The following is a 17,859-nucleotide window of genomic DNA, read 5'->3' on the forward strand; positions in this document are numbered from 1 at the left end:
AAAAAGGAAGGAAAGTATTAATATCGCGCATAAGAACGCCGGTTTGTTAGATGTGTTTGCTCGCACGAACATCATCAATCAAATCGGCGTTCTTGTTTCTGTGTTTCCCGGGATTCCGTGAAGAACCATTTAAAAGGCCATTGTTTTGGCGATGGTTCAAGCACCGAACAGGCTTCTGAAAATCGTCGAGACAAAAAAACGCCCCATGCCAAAAAGATCAGGCATGGGGCGACGCGTTATACCGCGAGACGGTTCAGGTATTAGGAAAGTGCCGCTGGCTTCAGACCGCGATGCCCCTGCGGCATTGAAGTTGAGCGGTGTGTACCCGGGAAAATGCTCGCGCCAGGCGCAGGAGCATTTCGTCGATGTTGGCCTTGCTGACGGTGAGTGCCGGCGTCAACAACAGACAGTCAGGCTGCGGGGCGCTGAGCAACAGGCCTTCGTACCGCGCGGCTTTCACCACGGCGTCAGCCGAGTCGTCACTGAGCGTAAGCCCCCAGAGCAGCCCTTGCCCTCTTGGCTCGCCATGTCCATAGCGGTTGGCCAGCCGATTCAAGCCTTCGCGCAGGTGTTGTGCGCTGTCGCGAACATGCTCGAGGAAGCCGTGATTGAGTACGCTGTCGAGCACCACCAGACCGGCCGACGCCATCAGGGGATTGCCGTGATGAGTGCCATCCAGCTCGCCCGGCTCAAAACAGCAGGCTTTTCCGCGCGCCAGCAAGGCTGCCACCGGTACTCCGCCGCCCAGGCCCTTGCCCAAGGCGATGATGTCGGCACGCACCGCATACTGCTGTTCGGCGAGCAGACTGCCGCAACGGCCGATGCCGGTGTGTACTTCGTCGAGAATCAGCAGAATGCCCAACTCACGGCACAAGCGCTCAACGCCCTTGAGGTAATGCTCCGTCGCCGGCACGACACCCGAGCTGACCTGGATCGGCTCCAGCATGATGGCCACCGTCTGCGCGTCCACCGCCGCATGCAGCGCGGACAAGTCATTGAACGGAACCTGAGCGAAGCCCGGGAGCTGTGGCTCAAACCGATTGCTCTGACAGTCCGACGCGGACATTGCCGCCAGGCTGCGGCCATGACAGCTACCACTGGCAGTAATGATTCGCGAAGCCCCACCGCGATGCAGTTGTCCCCATTTACGCGCCAACTTGATCGCTGCTTCACAGGCCTCACTGCCGGTGTTGAGCAGATACGCCTGGTCACTGCCCGTACTCAGGCACAGCCGCTCGGCCAGGTTGAGCTGACCACGGTTGAACAACCCCGACCCGGGATTGATCAGCGCCTGGGCCTGAGCGGCGATGGCCTTGACCAGCACCGTTGGGCTGTGTCCGAGACTGTTGGCCGCCGCGCCTTGAGTGAAGTCCAGGTAAGCGCGGTCGCTACTGTCCCATAACCAGGAGCCCTGGCCGCGGACGAAAACCTGCGGGGGCCGCTCGACACTCGCCATCAGGCACTCACTGGAGGGGTTATCGCCCCTTGGCGGTTGAGCAGGGTCCGCAGTCAGGTCATCAAGACTCGGCTGAGGGCGGCGCAGATTGAACAGGTTCATGCTCGCAGCCCCTCCAGTGGCAAACCCAGCAAACGCGAGGACCAATTCTCCACGCGCCCGGTGCGCATGCGCTTGAGCGCAAGATCACGCCAGCGCGAGGACAACGCGGGGCAATCGACCAGCTTTTTCAAACCGGCATGCTCCAGCGGTTCGCGATAAAAACTGCGCAAGGCCCAGGCCACGGTCAGGCCGGGATAGCTGCGTTGAATCAGCTCGAACGGTTGGTCACCGCTGACAAATCCAGGCTTGAGCACCCGATAGAACCAACCACAGCGGCCTGTGTCCTGGGCCAGTTGTGGCAGGATCGGCACACCCCAGCGATGGCTCAACCGATAGCACGGCGAGCGCGGCTGGCTGACCTGCAGCAAGGCACCGCCCCAACGAAACAGGTCGCCCAGGCACACGTGTTCTTCGGTGAGCCCTCGGGTCGAGAGGTTTTCACCGAAGGCCGGCGCACACCAGTCGATCTGTGGATAACGTTTACGCCAATAGGTGTAGTGCTCGGCCGGGTAGTGATGCAGCGCGCGTTCGGGACCGGTGTGAAAGCGCGGATCGCTGTGCTCGTCGCTGCCCAAACCTTGCGGCCACAACCAGAGCCGGTTGGCAATCCGCTCTTTGTCGGTATCGCTGACCAAGCCCTGCCCGAGGTTTTTTGCCTTGCCTATGTAAACACCATCAACGTAAACGGTATTCATCGCGCTCTCTGGCCCTGTAAGCCTTGTGAATGCGGTTAGACTAGGCTTCTGTCAGGCGCTGAGCCATTTCGATTTTCCAGCTTTTTCGATAAGAAATACTTATGGATTTTAAGCAACTGCGTTATTTCGTCGCGGTGTATGAAGAAGGCCATGTCGGGCGGGCCGCGGAACGCTTGTCGATCTCCCAGCCGGCACTGTCACAACAGATCCGCCAACTGGAACAACACCTCGATGTGAGCCTGTTCGAACGCAGCAGTAAACGCCTGCTGCCCACCCTGGCCGCCCATACGCTGTACAACCATGCCCTGCCCCTGCTCGACGGCCTGCAACGGGCACGGGAGGCACTGGGTAACTTCAAGGGGCAGGCCCTGCGTACATTGGCCATCGGCGTGCTGCAAACCGTTCATACCAGCCTGGTGCCGAAAATGCTCGAACGGGTGCGCACGGCACAGCCGCACCTGGTGGTGCAGATCTACGAACTCACCGGGCTGGAAATCGAGCGTCGATTGCTCAACGGCTCACTGGACATCGGCATCAGTTATTTACCGCCACGCCAACCGGGGCTGCATGGCGTGTTGCTGTACGAAGACGAACTGACCCTGGTCATCCCCGCCGATCACCCGTTGCGTGAATTCAAGAAAGTCTCCATGAGCCAGGCGGCCGAGTTGCCGATGCTGCTCTTGGGCGAGGAGTTTCAGATCCGGCAGATCTGGCAGGGACAACTGGCCAGTCTCGGACGACGCCCGCAGGTACAGGCGGAATTGAACAACATGGCCGGCATTCTCGACAGTTTGCCCCATACCCGGCTGGCCACGGTCCTGCCCGGTCGCTCGCAACAGGAACACGGCAACAAGGCGCTGCTGTGGAAACCCTTGAGTGAACCGCGAGTGCCGCTGAAAATCGGCTTGGTCTGTCGCGATGTGCAGCGCCAGCAAGCAACCCTGGAGCTGCTGCGTAACCTGCTGGAAGACGTGATGAGCAGTCCGGAGGGACGCTTGGCAAGCCCGACGGTACTGGATGTACAGGCCTGAGGAGCAAAAACACAAATCGCAGGCAAAAGAAAACCCCGCCGAAGCGGGGCTTTGCAGACTGTTTCCCTGACATCCATTTCACTCCACCGTCCTGGCAGAATCCTACGTGTCCGTGTTGTTGCTTTGCGCTTCCTGCGCGACGTCCATGAGCAGTAGATTAGCTGTGGATCCAATTTACCGATAGGAGAGAAAGACAGCACGACATGTAAGTAAATGCTTACATGCCGTGACACTCCTCAGAATTGCGCCGCGTCCAGTAAGAACAACGACTCGCTACCCGCCTTGACCGACGCACTCAGGGAGTGAATCCGCGGCAGCAGACGGGCGAAATAGAACCGCGCAGTCCCCAGTTTGCTGGCGTAGAAATCGTCCTGCGCTTCTTTGCCGAAGGCGGCCTTGGCCATCAGCGCCCACATGTAAGCGTAGGACACATAGCCGAACACCTGCAGGTATTCCACCGACGCGGCACCGATTTCGTTCGGGTTGCCCTTGGCGCGATCCAGCAACCAGGCCGTCAGTTCGTCCAGCGTCTGTACGGCATCGTTCAACGGCTGAGTGAACTCGGCCAGATCGGCACTGGCGGTTGCAGTGAAATGACGGATCTCGTCAGCGAACAGTTGGTAGTACGCACCGCCGCTACCGACGATCTTGCGCCCGACCAGGTCAAGGGCCTGAATGCCGTTGGTGCCTTCGTAGATCTGGGTGATCCGCACATCGCGCACCAGTTGCTCCTGGCCCCACTCGCGGATGTAACCGTGGCCACCAAACACCTGCTGGCCATGCACGGTGGTTTCCAGGCCCAGGTCGGTGAGGAACGCCTTGGCGACCGGGGTCAGCAACGCCACCAGCTCTTCGGCACGCTTGCGAGTGACCGGGTCTTCGCTGAACTTGGCGGTGTCCAGTTGCATCGCCACGTAGGTGGAGAACGCACGGCCACCTTCGTTCGAAGCCTTCATGGTCAGCAACATGCGACGCACGTCCGGGTGAACGATGATCGGGTCAGCCACCTTGTCCTTGTTCTGTGCGCCGGTTGGCGAACGGCTCTGCAGGCGATCACGCGCATACTCGACCGCGTTCTGATACGAGCGCTCGCCCGTGGCCAGGCCCTGGATGCCCACGCCCAGACGCTCGTAGTTCATCATGGTGAACATGGCCGCCAGGCCTTTGTTCGGCTCACCCACCAGGTAACCCACGGCTTCGTCGAAGTTCATCACGCAGGTCGCGGAGGCCTGGATGCCCATCTTGTGTTCGATCGAGCCGCAGTTGGCCGGGTTACGCGCGCCGAGGCTGCCATCGGCATTGACCATGAACTTGGGCACCAGGAACAGCGAAATGCCCTTTGGTCCCGCTGGCGCGTCCGGCAGCTTGGCCAGCACCAGGTGAATGATGTTCTCGGTCAGGTCATGCTCACCACCGGTGATGAAGATCTTGGTGCCGCTGACCTTGTAGGAACCGTCGGCCTGAGGTTCGGCCTTGGTACGGATGATCCCCAGGTCGGTGCCGGCATGCGGCTCGGTCAGGCACATGGACCCGGCCCAGACACCGGCGTACATGTTCGGCAGGTACGCGGCTTTCAGTTCTTCACTGGCGTGCGCGTTAATCGACAGGCAGGCACCGGCCGTCAGCATCGGGTACAGGCCGAACGACAGGCTGGCCGAGTTGACCATTTCCTCGACTTGGGCCGAAACCGCCTTGGGCATGCCCATGCCGCCGAAGGCCGGGTCACCGCCCACTCCGACCCAACCGCCTTCAGCGTAAGTCTGGTAGGCCTGCGGGAAACCGGCTGGCGTGGTCACGGCTCCGTCACTCCAATGGCAGCCTTCTTCGTCGGCCGCACGGCTCAGGGGCGCAATGCTTTTGCTGGTGACTTTGCCGGCTTCCTCAAGGATCGCCTCGACAGTCTCGGCATCAACGGTATCGGCCAGGGCAGGCAGTTCAGCCCAAAGCTTGGCCACCTCGAAAACTTCATTGAGGACGAAGCGCATATCGCGCAGGGGCGCTTTGTAGTCAGCCATGGCAAACCTCACAGGAACGTGAAAAAGTGATTCATAGGATCGGGTTTCAACAAGTCCTTGAGTGTACCCGAACAACTTTTACGACACATAGGGTCAACTCGTGACTTGTTTGTAATTTTTAGTCACTGGTGAAATATTGTAGGCCTGCCACGCCCATCATCACTCAACCCGCAGCGCCCTCCATGCGCACCGCGCCACGACGACTCTGACCGAAGGCCATCACACAGTTACGCCCCGCCCCCTTGGCGTTATAGAGCGCCTGGTCGGCGGACTTGAGCACTTCTTCCGGAGTTCGCTGCTCCAGCCGCTCGGCGACGCCGATGCTCACCGTCACCGATACACTGGAAGCTCTGGCACCGGAGCGACGTTGGCGACCTTGCTGATCGTCCTGCGGGCGGTTTTCCTGGTTACGCAGCTGAATGTTGTAGTCGGCAATCGACTCGCGAATGGCCTCCAGATGCGGCAGGCACTCTTCCAGGGTCCTGGCCGCGAACACCAGGGCAAACTCCTCGCCCCCGTAACGGTAGGCCCGACCGCCACCACCGATCTTCGACAGCTTGCTGGCGACCAGACGCAGCACCTGGTCGCCGACGTCGTGGCCATGGGTGTCGTTGAATTTCTTGAAGTGGTCGACATCACTCATCGCCAGCACATAGTTGCGCCCCAGGCGCTGCAGGCGCTCGTTCAAGGCGCGGCGTCCCGGCAGCCCGGTCAGCTCATCACGAAAGGCCATTTGATAGGCCTCATGGGCAACGGCGGCCGCGATCATCAACATGACCTGACTGCACATGATGTTGAGGGTGAACGGCAGGATGAAGGTTTTGGGCAGCATCCAGAACAACCCGAGCAGGCCCACCAACTGCGCTGCATGCAAGGGCCGTGGATTGCGCCAGTACTGGTAGGCCAGCAGCATGAAGGCCGCGATGAACACCGGGTACGACAGCTGGATCAGGCTCATCCAGGTGCCATGCAGTGCCGGCCAGCGTATTTCCGCCAACCACGCCAGCAGCGCCTGTGGATAGCTTTGCTCCAGCGCCAGGGCAACGCTGCCAAAGGCCAGCAGCACAGCAAACCGCGCAACCATGTCCTGGAACAGGTGGGTGCGCTCCTGCCACGCCGCGAACAGCCCGTAGAGCAGCGGCAACAACAAGCAACAGAGGTGGAACACCACGGCGGCGTCCTCACGGACCTTGCCGAAATCACGGTAGTAATCGGTCTGGGTGTCGAGCAGAAAGTAGGCGATGTACACCGTGACCATCAAAAACAGTTCACGCTGACGGCGGTAAACCGCGCAGTACGCACCACCGAGCAGCAGCACCAGGGTCGGCAGCACGTTGAACAGCGAAGTGAAGAAGACGTTGAGATCCTTGACGTAGGCAGCTGCAAGCCCCGCAAGTAACAACAGCAATGAAGGTATGAAGTGACTCAAGCGTGCAGCAGAAGAACGCGGCAAGGGTAAAGCTCCGGCCCGGCAAATCAGTAGATGGCATTGTGCCAGCAATCCTGGCAATTAAGCACATACAATGTGACGTGCATCACATTGCCTACTCTTTAACGGCAGCCAAAACGTTCTGCTTAGCGTTTTAGTCGGGAATTTTCATCGGGTTCCTCCGGGCATGAAAAAGCCGCTGTTCCCGAAGGAGCAGCGGCTTATTGAAGAACTGCCTGAGGCTTAGTAGCCCAGTGCGAAGTCTTCTTCTTTCATGTCCATCAGGTTGTTCGCACCCGACAGCATGGTCACAACGTGAGTGCGGGTACGCGGCAGGATGCGCTGGAAGTAGAAGCGCGCAGTCTGCAGCTTGGCGGTGTAGAACGCCTCTTCGGTAGTGCCGGCAGCCAGTTTTTCAGCAGCCAGACGCGCCATGTCAGCCCAGAAGTAAGCCAGGCAGGCGTAACCGGAGTACATCAGGTAGTCCACGGACGCAGCGCCCACTTCTTCGCGGTCTTTCATCGCGGCCATACCGACCTTCATGGTCAGTTCGCCCCATTCCTTGTTCAGTGCAGCCAGCGGTGCGACGAATTCCTTGACCGCTTCGTTGCCTTCGTTGGTCTGGCAGAACTTGTGGACGATCTTGGTGAAGCCTTTCAGAGCCTCGCCTTGAGTCATCAGCACTTTACGGCCCAGCAGGTCGAGTGCCTGGATACCGGTGGTGCCTTCGTACAGCATGGAAATACGGCTGTCGCGAACGTTCTGCTCCATGCCCCACTCAGCGATGAAGCCGTGGCCACCATAGATCTGCACGCCGTGGTTAGCCGACTCGAAACCGACTTCGGTCATGAAGGCCTTGGCGATTGGCGTCATGAAGGCCAGCAATGCGTCGGCTTTCTTCTTCTCTTCTTCATCCACGCCGTACTTGACGATGTCGACTTGCTTGGCAGTGAAGTAAACCATCGCACGGTTGCCTTCGGCGAACGCCTTCATGGTCAACAGCATACGACGTACATCCGGGTGCACGATGATCGGGTCTGCGGCTTTTTCCGGCGCTTTCGGGCCAGTCAGGGAACGCATTTGCAAGCGATCGCGAGCGTACTTCAGGCCACCCTGGAAACCGATCTCGGCGTGAGCCAGACCTTGCAGCGCCGTACCCAGACGTGCGGTGTTCATGAAGGTGAACATGCAGTTCAGACCTTTGTTCGCCGGGCCGATCAGGAAACCGGTGGCCGCGTCGAAGTTCATCACGCAGGTGGCGTTACCGTGGATACCCATTTTGTGTTCCAGGGAACCACAGGTCACGGCGTTGCGTGCACCGATGCTGCCATCGGCGTTCGGCAGGAACTTGGGAACGATAAACAGCGAAATGCCTTTGGTGCCAGCCGGTGCATCCGGCAGGCGGGCCAGCACGATGTGGACGATGTTGTCGGCCATGTCGTGTTCACCGGCCGAGATGAAGATCTTGGTGCCGGAAACCTTGTAGGAGCCATCTGCCTGAGGCTCGGCCTTGGTGCGCAGCATGCCCAGGTCGGTGCCGCAGTGCGGCTCGGTCAGGCACATGGTGCCGGTCCATTCGCCGGATACCAGCTTGGTCAGGTAAGCCTCTTGCTGCTCTGGCGTACCGTGCTCGGAGATGGTGTTCATCGCGCCGTGCGACAGGCCCGGGTACATGCCCCACGACCAGTTGGACTCGCCAACCATTTCGCTCACGGCCAGACCCAGGGACTCCGGCAGGCCTTGACCGCCGTGCTCGACGTCGTGCGCCAGGCTTGGCCAGCCGCCTTCGACGAATTGCTTGTAGGCTTCTTTGAAGCCAGTCGGGGTCTTAACACCGGACTCGCTCCAGGTGCAGCCTTCGGTGTCACCCACGCGGTTCAGCGGAGCCAGCACCTGCTCACAAAACTTGGCGCCTTCCTCGAGAATGGCGTCAACCATGTCCGGGGTAGCGTCCTGGCAAGCCGGAAGGCTCTGATAATGCGCTTCGTAGCCGAGCAGTTCGTCACGAACGAAGCGAATATCACGCAAGGGGGCCTTGTAGTCAGGCATAGCGATAAACCTCTGCTGATGTAACCGGGAATGAACGACCGTGATGATTTGTTGTGACGGTCAAACAGTTGTTTGAAACATACGTTTACGCCGAAATCTTGTCAAGCATCGATCTTTTGCCGTTCGTCATCAGCTGTGGGAAAAGCACGCGCGCACAGGCGTTCAGCCGGTGCACAAAGCAACAGAACGTGTAGGAAAGATTAGTTGAACGGCAAGGACATGCCCGACAGAACGCCGCGCAGACAGCGGCGTTAGGGCAAAGGATTCAGCGAGGGATCAGGCGTACGTATCGATCAACGTACCGAGCATTTCGTCAGACGCCTTGGCGATATTGACGCCCAGCGCTGCCTGGAGTTTGCCTTGAAACAATTCGACTCTATTGCTGGCCAGATCCGATTGCTGGCTGTGATCGACCGAGCGCAGTCGGTCGACTTGAGCATCGGAGGACTGGCTGCTCACCGCGCGCTCGACCGTGGTATTGGCGATCTGACCGGCAGTCTGAGCGATGCGGTTCAACCCGGCATTGATCGTGCTCAGCCCGGGATAAAACGCGCTGTTGCCCGAAATGTCCAAGGGACGACTCCATCCTGCAAAAGTGATCGGTCCTCATTGAAGCAGAGCCACCGGCAAAACACCCGACAAAAACACCAATGGCACAATGCCTTGTCATAGGCAAAGCCTAGTCCAGCAAATCCAGTTCAAGGTACTCGGCCACGGCTTGCGCGGTGACCACCTTGAGTTTCGGTACTTTGCCCAGGCACGGCGCGGGCAGCCGCTCGGCCAGGGTCGCCAGGTTTTCTTCCAGCCGGGATGTCCTGGGCTCAATGATGTTGGCCACCCAGCCGGCCAGTTGCAAACCGTCCCGGGCAATCGCCTCGGCGGTCAACAACGCGTGGTTGATGCAGCCCAGCCGCACGCCGACCACCAGGATCACCGGCAGACCGAGCGCCATCGCCAGGTCCGACAGGTTGTCCTGGTCCGCCAATGGCACCCGCCAGCCACCTGCGCCTTCAATCAAGGTGAAGTCGGCCTGCTTGCCCAGGATGTGGCGCATAGGCACCAGCAACGACTGAACCGTCAGCGCAACCCCCGATTCCCGCGCCGCCAGATGGGGGGCGATGGCCGGTTCAAAGGCCATCGGGTTGACTTCGGCATAGGTCAGCGGCACCGAGCATTGGTCCAGTAGTGCCAGAGCGTCGGCGTTGCGCAGCCCTTTTGGCGTCACATCGCAGCCCGACGCCACGGGTTTTCCAGCCGCCGTACTCAATCCGGCCGACCGCGCTGCCTGCAACAGGCCGGCGGCAATGGTGGTCTTGCCGACATCGGTATCGGTGCCGGTAATGAAATAGGCTGCGCTCATCAAGGTTTCTCCAACACGGCGTAGACCACCTGGTAAGTCGCGGGGAGTCCTTGCGCCTGACGAAACTGCTCATAGGCATCGATCAATCCCTTGATCCGCGCCCGGCCTGTCAGCCCACCTGGCCGACCCGGATTAAGATTATGTGCGCCCAAGGCTTTCAGTTCATGGGTCAGGCTGCGCACATCAGGATAGTGCAGCACATGGGGACAACTTTGCAGGCTCAAGACCTTGAGGCTGCTGTCCGCACACAACTGTTGATAGGTACTGAACTCACGGAAACGGTTGACGTGCACCAGGCCATCCACCTGACGCCAACTGTCACGCAGCTCATACAGGGTTCCCACGCACAGGCTGGCGAACGCCAGTACACCGCCGGGCCTGAGTACGCGATTGGCCTCGCTCAGCACCGACCTGAAATCGGCGCACCACTGCACCGCCAGGCTGGAAAACAGCAGGTCGCAGCTGGCGTCCTGCAGCGGTAGACGCTCGGCATCGCCAGCGATGAAATGGCGCGCCCCCCCCAAGGGCCGGGCGTGATTGAGCATGCCTTCGGCAATGTCCAGTGCCAGCCCTTCGCCTGTGGTGAAGCGTTGCCCCAGCGCGCGACTGAAATACCCGGTGCCGCAGCCCAGATCCAGCCAGCGGGCAGGTGCGCAATCCGCGGGCAAGCGTGCCAGCAGCTGACTGCCCACCGTGCGCTGCAACTCGGCAACGCTGTCGTAACTGGCCGCCGCCCGGGAAAAGGACGCCGCGACCTGGCGCTTGTCCGGCAAACCGCCGGGCAGGTTGGGAAGAGACAAATCAGTCATCACCGCACTCATGCAAAAAAGCCTGGATGGCCCCCGCCACACCGTGGGGGTCCTCCAGAAGAAACGCGTGACTGGCCTGTTCAATCAGACCAATTTCGACATCGGGAAGCAGCGCCAGCAGTTCACCGGCCGCTTCAGCCGGCACCAGCCCATCGAGGCCGGCGAACAGATGCAACTGTGGCCCGCGAAAGGCTTGCAAGGCTTGCCGGGTGTCCAGTTGCGCGAGCAGTTCCAGCCCGCTCATCAGCACCTGTGGCGAGGTGTTCGGCGCACCGCCCAGTAATAACCGTGACAGCCCCCGTGGGTCTTCAGCGCCTTGGGCACAGAGCAGACTGAAGCGCTTGAGGGTGGTGCGCGGATCGGCACGGCATCCGGCCAGAAACCCGTCGAAGGTTTCTCCCGGCATCGCGCTCGCCCATTGGGGGTGAGCCACGAATGAAGGATTGCTCGCCAGCGTCAGCAAACCGCAACAACGCTCGCCGCGTCGCGCCGCCAGCTCGGCAGCCAGCATCCCGCCCAGCGACCAGCCGCCAAGCCAGGCATCTTGCGCCAGGCTTGAGTCCAGTTCGTCGAGCCATTCATCAAGGTCACTGGAGGCCAGCTCCGGCAGCGGCTCGATCTCGACCCGCAGATGTTCGTCCAGCCCCTGCAATGCAGCCGCCAGCGGTTCCAGTGGCGAAACACCGAGCCCCCAACCGGGCAACAGAATCAGTCGATCACGCATGGTTCGACGCCGCTCCCAGTTGCTGAACACAATCGGCCAGTCCCTCTAACAATAGCTGGACCTGCGCCTCGCTGTGGGCCGCCGTGAGAGTCACGCGCAAACGGGCACTGCCGGCGGGCACGGTCGGTGGACGAATCGCCGTCACCATCAGGCCGCGCTCGCGCAGCATCTGAGAAAAGCGCACGGCCCGACCGGCGTCGCCGATCATGATCGGCTGGATCGGCGTGGCGCTGTCCATCAACTCAAGGCCGATCTGCTCGGCGCCTTTGCGGAACTGGGCAATCAGCACCTTCAAATGCTCACGCCGCCAATGCTCGCTGCGCAGCAGCTCCAGGCTTTTCAGCGTCGCACAGGCCAAGGCGGGTGGCTGACTGGTGGTGTAGATGTACGGCCGGGCGAACTGGATCAGGCTCTCGATCAGATCATCACTGCCGGCGACAAACGCCCCCGCCGTGCCGAATGCCTTGCCCAGGGTGCCGACCAGCACCGGCACGTCTTCCAGGCTCAAGCCGAAATGCTCGACGATGCCAGCGCCATGGGCGCCCAATGGGCCGAAGCCATGGGCGTCATCGACCATCAGCCACGCACCCTTGGCCTTGGCCTCCCGGGCCAGCGCCGGCAGATCGGCGATATCCCCGTCCATGCTGAACACCCCGTCCGTCACCACCAGCGTATTGCCGGTAGCCTTTTCCAGACGCTTGGCCAGGCTCTCGGCATCGTTATGCAGGTAGCGATTGAAACGCGCACCCGACAACAACCCGGCATCAAGCAACGAGGCGTGATTGAGCCGGTCCTCAAGCACGGTATCGCCCTGTCCGACCAGCGCGGTGACCGCACCGAGGTTGGCCATGTAGCCGGTGGTGAACAGCAACGCCCGCGGGCGACCGGTCAAGTCCGCCAAGGCTTCTTCAAGGGCGTGGTGTGGGCTGCTGTGACCGATCACCAGGTGCGATGCACCACCGCCGACACCCCAACGGGCCGCGCCGGCGCGCCAGGCTTCGATCACTTGCGGGTGATTGGCCAGGCCCAGGTAATCGTTGTTACAGAACGCCAGCAACGGCTGGCCGTCAACCACCACTTCCGGGCCCTGGGGGCTTTCGAGCAGCGGGCGATGGCGATAGAGGTTTTCGGCACGACGGGCAGCAAGGCGCGCAGCGAGATCGAAAGACATGCAGGCCTCGAGTGTCAGATCACATAAATCAAATGAACGCGATCCCTGTAGGAGCGAGCGCGCTCGCGATGAACTCAAGAGCAACGCGCTTACCCAGAAAACACGCGTTATCGTTAACGTTCATCGCGAGCCAGCTCGCTCCTACAAAGGTTGTGCATTCCAGACGATCAAACAGCGGCGTTGTAGAACTGCTCGCTGCTTTTCTGTTCGACCAGCGCTTGCTCGATCGCCGCCTGATGCACTTCATCGGCGTGTTCTTCGCGGGCTTCAGGCAGGATCCCCAGGCGTGAGAACAGCTGCATGTCCTTGTCCGCTTGCGGGTTGGCGGTGGTCAGCAGTTTTTCGCCGTAGAAAATCGAGTTGGCGCCGGCGAAGAACGCCAGGGCCTGCATCTGCTCGTTCATGGCTTCACGGCCAGCCGAGAGGCGCACGTGGGATTGCGGCATCAGGATACGGGCCACCGCGAGCATGCGGATGAAGTCGAACGGGTCGACGTCGTCGGCATTTTCCAGGGGAGTACCGGCGACTTTCACCAGCATGTTGATCGGCACCGACTCCGGATGCTCCGGCAGGTTGGCCAACTGGATCAGCAGGTTCGCTCGGTCGTCCAATGACTCGCCCATGCCCAGGATACCGCCGGAGCAGATCTTCATCCCCGACTCACGAACGTAAGCCAGGGTTTGCAGGCGCTCGCTGTAGGTCCGGGTAGTGATGATGCTGCCGTAGAACTCCGGCGAGGTGTCGAGGTTGTGGTTGTAGTAGTCCAGGCCGGCCTTGGCCAGGGCTTCGGTCTGGTCCTGATCCAGGCGACCGAGGGTCATGCAGGTTTCCAGGCCCATGGCCTTCACGCCTTCAACCATCTTCAGCACGTAGGGCATGTCTTTGGCCGACGGGTGCTTCCAGGCCGCGCCCATGCAGAAGCGGGTCGAACCGATGGCCTTGGCGCGAGCGGCCTCTTCGAGGACCTTCTGCACTTCCATCAGCTTTTCTTTTTCCAGACCGGTGTTGTAGTGACCGGACTGCGGACAATATTTGCAATCTTCCGGGCAAGCACCGGTCTTGATCGACAGCAAGGTCGATACCTGGACCCGGTTGGCATCGAAATGCGCACGGTGCACCGTCTGCGCCTGGAACAACAGGTCATTGAAAGGCTGAACGAACAGCGCTTTAACTTCGGCCAAAGACCAATCGTGACGCAATTTGGCGGTGATGCTGGCGCTCATCGGCTCATTTCCTTTCTTATGCTTGATACACGTCTGGAACAACGGAGATCTCACAGACGTGACACGGACGTTTCAGCATATTTAAGGAAGACGCATGCACTGTCAACCACGCCACGGAAAGCCGGTTTACATCTGGTTAAAAAACAAACAGGCCTGCTTGCTCTGCGACGAGCCTACCGACGCCTGCCACCCCCTCTGCATACCCTGCGAAACCGAACTGCCCTGGCTGGGCGATCATTGCCAGGTCTGCGCCCTGCCGCTGCCCATGGCCGACCTCACCTGCGGCCAGTGTTTGCGGGCTCCGCCAGCCTTCGAGCAGGTCATCGCACCCTGGGTCTACGGCTTCCCGGTGGACACCTTGATCACCCGCTTCAAACACAGCGAAAAATGGCCATTTGGCCGCTTGCTGGGCGAAATTCTCGCTCAATCCCTGCAACATCGTTTCAATGAAGGCCTCAAACTCCCTGATGCGCTGGTGCCCGTGCCCCTGGCCCGTAAACGCCTGCGCGAACGCGGATTCAATCAAGCGGCGATGCTCGCCCGCTGGCTCAGCGACTACCTGCACATCCCAATGGATGAAACACTGTTGATACGCCCCCAGAACACCACCGCGCAGCAGGACCTGGACGCCAGGGCCCGCAAACAGAACTTGCGCAACGCCTTCGCGCTGATGGCCGGCGCCGCGGTCAACGGTCGCCATCTGGCGCTGGTCGATGACGTACTGACCACCGGCGCCACTGCACACAGCCTGGCGCAACTGCTGCGCAAGGCGGGTGCAGCGCGGGTTGACGTCTATTGCCTGGCACGCACGGCAAAACCCGGAGAGCTGGCTTGACTCCCATGCGCCAAGCCGCCAACGTCGACACCATCATTACCGTTCGCAGCGCACATCATGTCCTTGCCCACCTTGTTGTCCCAGCACATTGTCCGCCGTCCGCAACGCATTGCCTTGCTGCAACACATCGCCGAACAAGGCTCGATCACCCGTGCCGCAAAAAGCGCCGGGCTGAGCTACAAAGCCGCTTGGGATGCGATCGACGAGTTGAACAACCTGGCGCAAAAGCCACTAGTGGAACGTAGCGTCGGCGGCAAGGGCGGTGGTGGTGCCCGGCTGACGAGTGAAGGCGAGCGGGTGTTGCGCCTGTACCAGCGCCTGCAAGCCTTGCAGGCCCAGGTGCTGGAGGCTGCGGAAGAGGCCAGCGACCTCGATCTGCTGGGGCGGCTGATGCTGCGTACCAGTGCGCGCAACCAACTCCACGGCAAAGTCGCCGGCATCGACGCTCAAGGGCGCAACGATCTGATCACGCTGACGCTGGCGCAAGGGTTGACCTTGCATGCACAGATCACCCACGACAGCACCCAGCGGCTGGACCTGCAAACCGGCACCGAAGTGGTGGCCTTGATCAAGGCGGGCTGGCTGCAGTTGCTCGCCATCGAACAACCTTCTATCCCCGGACACAATTGCCTGAGCGGAATCATCAAGCAGATTCTCGATGCCGAAGACGGCCCCAGTGAGGTGCGAATCACTCTGCCCAACGGCCAGACACTCTGTGCACTCGCCGAGCCGCTGCACCTCGCAACCCTGGGGCTGAAGGTCGACAAAGCCGTTCAGGTACAGTTCTCTCCCTCCAATGTCTTGCTCGGCACACCGCTGTAACCGGCACGGCCAGGCTTTTCGTGAGCGCGGCTAAACGCTGATCGCACACTGCAACATTTGTGTCATCAACGCCCCTTAAGGTGTCTGCCAAAACCAGCAGGGAGCCTGACGTGAACCTATTAGAAGAAAACCAAGCCACCGACCTCGAAAAAATAGTCGGCCTCAGCCGCCGTGGTTTCATCAGTGCCGGTGCGCTGTGCGGCGCTGCGATGTTTCTGGGCGGCAACCTGCTGAGCCGTAGCGTACTGGCGGCCAGTGTCAGCGCCGCGTCGAGCAAACTGCTGGGCTTTGACAGCATTGCCGCCGCCACCAGCGACACCATCACGCTGCCATCCGGCTACACCTCATCGGTATTGATCAGTTGGGGCCAGCCACTACAGAAAAACGGCCCGGCCTTCGACCCCAGCGGCCAAGGCAGCGCCGAAGCGCAGGAAGTCCAGTTTGGCGATAACAACGACGGCATGAGCCTGTTCGCCTTCCCGGACGACGACAACCGCGCACTGATGGCCATCAACAACGAATACACCAACTATCGCTACCTCTACCCCCACGGCGGCATGCCGCAGTCGGCTGAAGAAGTGCGCAAGGCCCTGGCCTGCGAAGGCGTGTCGGTGATCGAGGTGCAGCGCAAGGACGGTCAATGGCACTTTGTCCAAGGCTCGCGCTACAACCGCCGGATTCACGGCAACGCACCGATTCGTGTCGGCGGCCCGGCAGCCGGTCATGAGCTGCTCAAGACCAGCGCCGACCCCAAGGGTGAGAAGGTCCTGGGGACGTTCCAGAACTGCGCCAATGGCAAGACGCCATGGGGCACTTACCTGACCTGTGAAGAGAACTTCACCGACTGCTTTGGCAGCAGCAACCCGCAACAGGCATTCGATGCCGCGCAAAAGCGCTATGGCGTCGTGGCGACCAGCAAAGAGATTAACTGGCATCAGCACGACCCGCGCTTCGACCTGGCGAAAAACCCCAACGAACTCAACCGTCACGGCTGGGTGGTGGAAATCGACCCGTTCGATCCGCAGTCGACCCCGGTCAAGCGCACCGCCCTGGGCCGCTTCAAACACGAAAACGCGGCCCTGGCCGAAACCCATGACGGTCGTGCCGTGGTGTACATGGGCGATGACGAGCGCGGCGAGTTCATCTACAAATTCATCAGCCGCGACAGGATCGATCACAAAAACCCCAAGGCCAACCACGACCTGCTGGACCACGGCACGCTGTACGTCGCCCGTTTTGATGCCGGCGACAGCAACCCCGACCACCCCAAGGGCCAGGGCCAGTGGGTCGAACTGAGCCATGGCAAGCACGGCATCGACGCCAGCAGCGGCTTTGCCGATCAGGCCCAGGTGTTGATCCATGCGCGGCTGGCTGCCAGCGTGGTCGGCGCCACGCGCATGGACCGCCCCGAGTGGATCGTCGTCAGCCCCGCCGACGGCCAGGTCTATTGCACCCTGACCAACAACGCCAAGCGCGGTGAAGAAGGCCAGCCGGTGGGCGGGCCGAACCCGCGGGAAAAAAACCTCTACGGGCAGATTCTGCGCTGGCGCACCGAGAGTGACGACCACGCCTCGCTGACGTTTGCCTGGGACCTGTTCGTCGTGGCCGGCAACCCAAGCGTCCACGCCGGTACGCCAAAGGCCGGTTCGTCGAACATCACCCCGCAAAACATGTTCAACAGCCCGGACGGCCTGGGCTTCGACAAGGCCGGTCGCTTGTGGATCCTCACCGACGGTGACTCCAGTAACGCCGGAGACTTCGCCGGCATGGGCAACAACCAGATGCTGTGCGCGGACCCTGCGACTGGCGAAATCCGCCGCTTCATGGTCGGCCCGGTCGGTTGCGAAGTGACGGGCATCACCTTCTCGCCGGATCAGAAAACCTTGTTTGTCGGTATCCAGCACCCCGGTGAAAACGGCGGCTCGACCTTCCCCGAGCACCTGCCCAACGGCAAGCCGCGTTCGTCGGTGATGGCCATCCGCCGTGAAGACGGCGGGATCGTCGGCGCCTGACAGGGCCTCGTCGCGGGTAGCCTCGTTCCTGCGAAGCCTGTGCATTGGATTGTTCCCACGCTCCGCGTGGGAATGACTCACCGGACGCTCTGCGTCTGCTTTTGCGACGCGCAGCTTCCCTGGCTG

The 17,859-nt window shown here is 60.9% G+C and carries 15 protein-coding genes; 4 read left to right on the forward strand and 11 right to left on the reverse strand.

Annotated features, from left to right (window positions below; genetic code table 11):
• Positions 1 to 280 precede the first annotated feature (280 nt).
• A complete protein-coding gene (locus CKW07_RS22810; RefSeq protein ID WP_095147159.1) occupies positions 281 to 1,558 on the reverse strand; it encodes an aspartate aminotransferase family protein in 1,278 nt (425 codons plus the stop codon).
• On the reverse strand, positions 1,555 to 2,253 hold the full coding sequence (locus CKW07_RS22815; protein WP_095147160.1) for an MOSC domain-containing protein: 699 nt from the start codon (positions 2,251 to 2,253) through the stop codon (positions 1,555 to 1,557). The genes CKW07_RS22810 and CKW07_RS22815 overlap by 4 nt, the downstream gene beginning before the upstream one ends.
• Before the next feature lie 101 nt (positions 2,254 to 2,354).
• On the opposite strand from CKW07_RS22815, the gene CKW07_RS22820 reads away from it, so the two are divergent.
• On the forward strand, positions 2,355 to 3,284 hold the full coding sequence (locus tag CKW07_RS22820) for a LysR family transcriptional regulator (protein WP_095147161.1): 930 nt from the start codon (positions 2,355 to 2,357) through the stop codon (positions 3,282 to 3,284).
• A 236-nt stretch (positions 3,285 to 3,520) separates the two neighbouring features.
• Here CKW07_RS22820 and CKW07_RS22825 read toward each other — a convergent pair whose 3' ends face one another.
• The 9 genes from CKW07_RS22825 to bioB form a co-directional block, all read right to left on the reverse strand.
• The gene (locus CKW07_RS22825) at positions 3,521 to 5,299 is read right to left on the reverse strand and encodes an acyl-CoA dehydrogenase C-terminal domain-containing protein (protein ID WP_095081319.1); all 1,779 of its coding nucleotides are present in this window, start codon (positions 5,297 to 5,299) and stop codon (positions 3,521 to 3,523) included.
• A 163-nt stretch (positions 5,300 to 5,462) separates the two neighbouring features.
• Positions 5,463 to 6,752, reverse strand: coding sequence for a diguanylate cyclase (locus CKW07_RS22830; RefSeq protein WP_095147162.1), 1,290 nt, complete (start codon positions 6,750 to 6,752; stop codon positions 5,463 to 5,465).
• Between the two features lie 219 nt (positions 6,753 to 6,971).
• On the reverse strand, positions 6,972 to 8,777 hold the full coding sequence (locus CKW07_RS22835) for a phenylacyl-CoA dehydrogenase (RefSeq protein WP_095147163.1): 1,806 nt from the start codon (positions 8,775 to 8,777) through the stop codon (positions 6,972 to 6,974).
• Between the two features lie 276 nt (positions 8,778 to 9,053).
• Positions 9,054 to 9,350, reverse strand: a complete 297-nt coding sequence (locus CKW07_RS22840; protein WP_095147164.1) for a pyrroloquinoline quinone biosynthesis protein PqqE — start codon at positions 9,348 to 9,350, stop codon at positions 9,054 to 9,056.
• A 106-nt stretch (positions 9,351 to 9,456) separates the two neighbouring features.
• Positions 9,457 to 10,137, reverse strand: coding sequence for a dethiobiotin synthase (gene bioD, locus CKW07_RS22845; protein ID WP_095147165.1), 681 nt, complete (start codon positions 10,135 to 10,137; stop codon positions 9,457 to 9,459).
• Positions 10,137 to 10,946: a malonyl-ACP O-methyltransferase BioC gene (gene bioC, locus CKW07_RS22850; RefSeq protein WP_095147166.1), complete on the reverse strand. Its 810-nt coding sequence runs from the start codon at positions 10,944 to 10,946 to the stop codon at positions 10,137 to 10,139. The genes bioD and bioC overlap by 1 nt, the downstream gene beginning before the upstream one ends.
• The gene (locus CKW07_RS22855; RefSeq protein ID WP_095147167.1) at positions 10,939 to 11,670 is read right to left on the reverse strand and encodes an alpha/beta fold hydrolase; all 732 of its coding nucleotides are present in this window, start codon (positions 11,668 to 11,670) and stop codon (positions 10,939 to 10,941) included. Before CKW07_RS22855 ends, bioC begins: the two co-directional genes overlap by 8 nt.
• Entirely contained in the window at positions 11,663 to 12,841 is a 1,179-nt protein-coding gene (bioF, locus tag CKW07_RS22860) for an 8-amino-7-oxononanoate synthase (RefSeq protein ID WP_095147168.1), read from the reverse strand. The genes CKW07_RS22855 and bioF overlap by 8 nt, the downstream gene beginning before the upstream one ends.
• A 167-nt stretch (positions 12,842 to 13,008) precedes the next feature.
• Entirely contained in the window at positions 13,009 to 14,064 is a 1,056-nt protein-coding gene (gene bioB, locus CKW07_RS22865) for a biotin synthase BioB (protein WP_095147169.1), read from the reverse strand.
• A gap of 94 nt (positions 14,065 to 14,158) precedes the next feature.
• Between bioB and CKW07_RS22870 the strand changes: the two genes are divergently transcribed.
• The 3 genes from CKW07_RS22870 (at position 14,159) to CKW07_RS22880 (ending at position 17,733) form a co-directional block, all read left to right on the forward strand.
• A complete protein-coding gene (locus CKW07_RS22870) occupies positions 14,159 to 14,899 on the forward strand; it encodes a ComF family protein (protein ID WP_095147170.1) in 741 nt (246 codons plus the stop codon).
• Between the two features lie 57 nt (positions 14,900 to 14,956).
• Positions 14,957 to 15,721, forward strand: coding sequence for a TOBE domain-containing protein (locus CKW07_RS22875; RefSeq protein WP_095147171.1), 765 nt, complete (start codon positions 14,957 to 14,959; stop codon positions 15,719 to 15,721).
• Positions 15,722 to 15,831: 110 nt separating this feature from the next.
• Positions 15,832 to 17,733 carry a PhoX family phosphatase gene (locus CKW07_RS22880; protein ID WP_095147172.1) on the forward strand — a complete coding sequence of 634 codons (1,902 nt, stop codon included), beginning with the start codon at positions 15,832 to 15,834 and terminating at the stop codon, positions 17,731 to 17,733.
• Positions 17,734 to 17,859: the final 126 nt, after the last annotated feature.

It is taken from the genome of Pseudomonas sp. Irchel s3b6 (assembly GCF_900187415.1).
GTDB lineage: Bacteria > Pseudomonadota > Gammaproteobacteria > Pseudomonadales > Pseudomonadaceae > Aquipseudomonas.

Excerpts from the sequence above, each read along its gene's own strand:
- CKW07_RS22810 (WP_095147159.1), bottom strand. The coding sequence starts at position 1,558 with ATGAACCTGTTCAATCTGCGCCGCCCTCAGCCGAGTCTTGATGACCTG.
- CKW07_RS22815 (WP_095147160.1), bottom strand. The coding sequence starts at position 2,253 with ATGAATACCGTTTACGTTGATGGTGTTTACATAGGCAAGGCAAAAAAC.
- CKW07_RS22820 (WP_095147161.1), top strand. The coding sequence starts at position 2,355 with ATGGATTTTAAGCAACTGCGTTATTTCGTCGCGGTGTATGAAGAAGGC.
- CKW07_RS22825 (WP_095081319.1), bottom strand. The coding sequence starts at position 5,299 with ATGGCTGACTACAAAGCGCCCCTGCGCGATATGCGCTTCGTCCTCAAT.
- CKW07_RS22835 (WP_095147163.1), bottom strand. The coding sequence starts at position 8,777 with ATGCCTGACTACAAGGCCCCCTTGCGTGATATTCGCTTCGTTCGTGAC.
- bioD (WP_095147165.1), bottom strand. The coding sequence starts at position 10,137 with ATGAGCGCAGCCTATTTCATTACCGGCACCGATACCGATGTCGGCAAG.
- bioC (WP_095147166.1), bottom strand. The coding sequence starts at position 10,946 with ATGACTGATTTGTCTCTTCCCAACCTGCCCGGCGGTTTGCCGGACAAG.
- CKW07_RS22855 (WP_095147167.1), bottom strand. The coding sequence starts at position 11,670 with ATGCGTGATCGACTGATTCTGTTGCCCGGTTGGGGGCTCGGTGTTTCG.
- bioF (WP_095147168.1), bottom strand. The coding sequence starts at position 12,841 with ATGTCTTTCGATCTCGCTGCGCGCCTTGCTGCCCGTCGTGCCGAAAAC.
- bioB (WP_095147169.1), bottom strand. The coding sequence starts at position 14,064 with ATGAGCGCCAGCATCACCGCCAAATTGCGTCACGATTGGTCTTTGGCC.
- CKW07_RS22870 (WP_095147170.1), top strand. The coding sequence starts at position 14,159 with ATGCACTGTCAACCACGCCACGGAAAGCCGGTTTACATCTGGTTAAAA.
- CKW07_RS22875 (WP_095147171.1), top strand. The coding sequence starts at position 14,957 with ATGTCCTTGCCCACCTTGTTGTCCCAGCACATTGTCCGCCGTCCGCAA.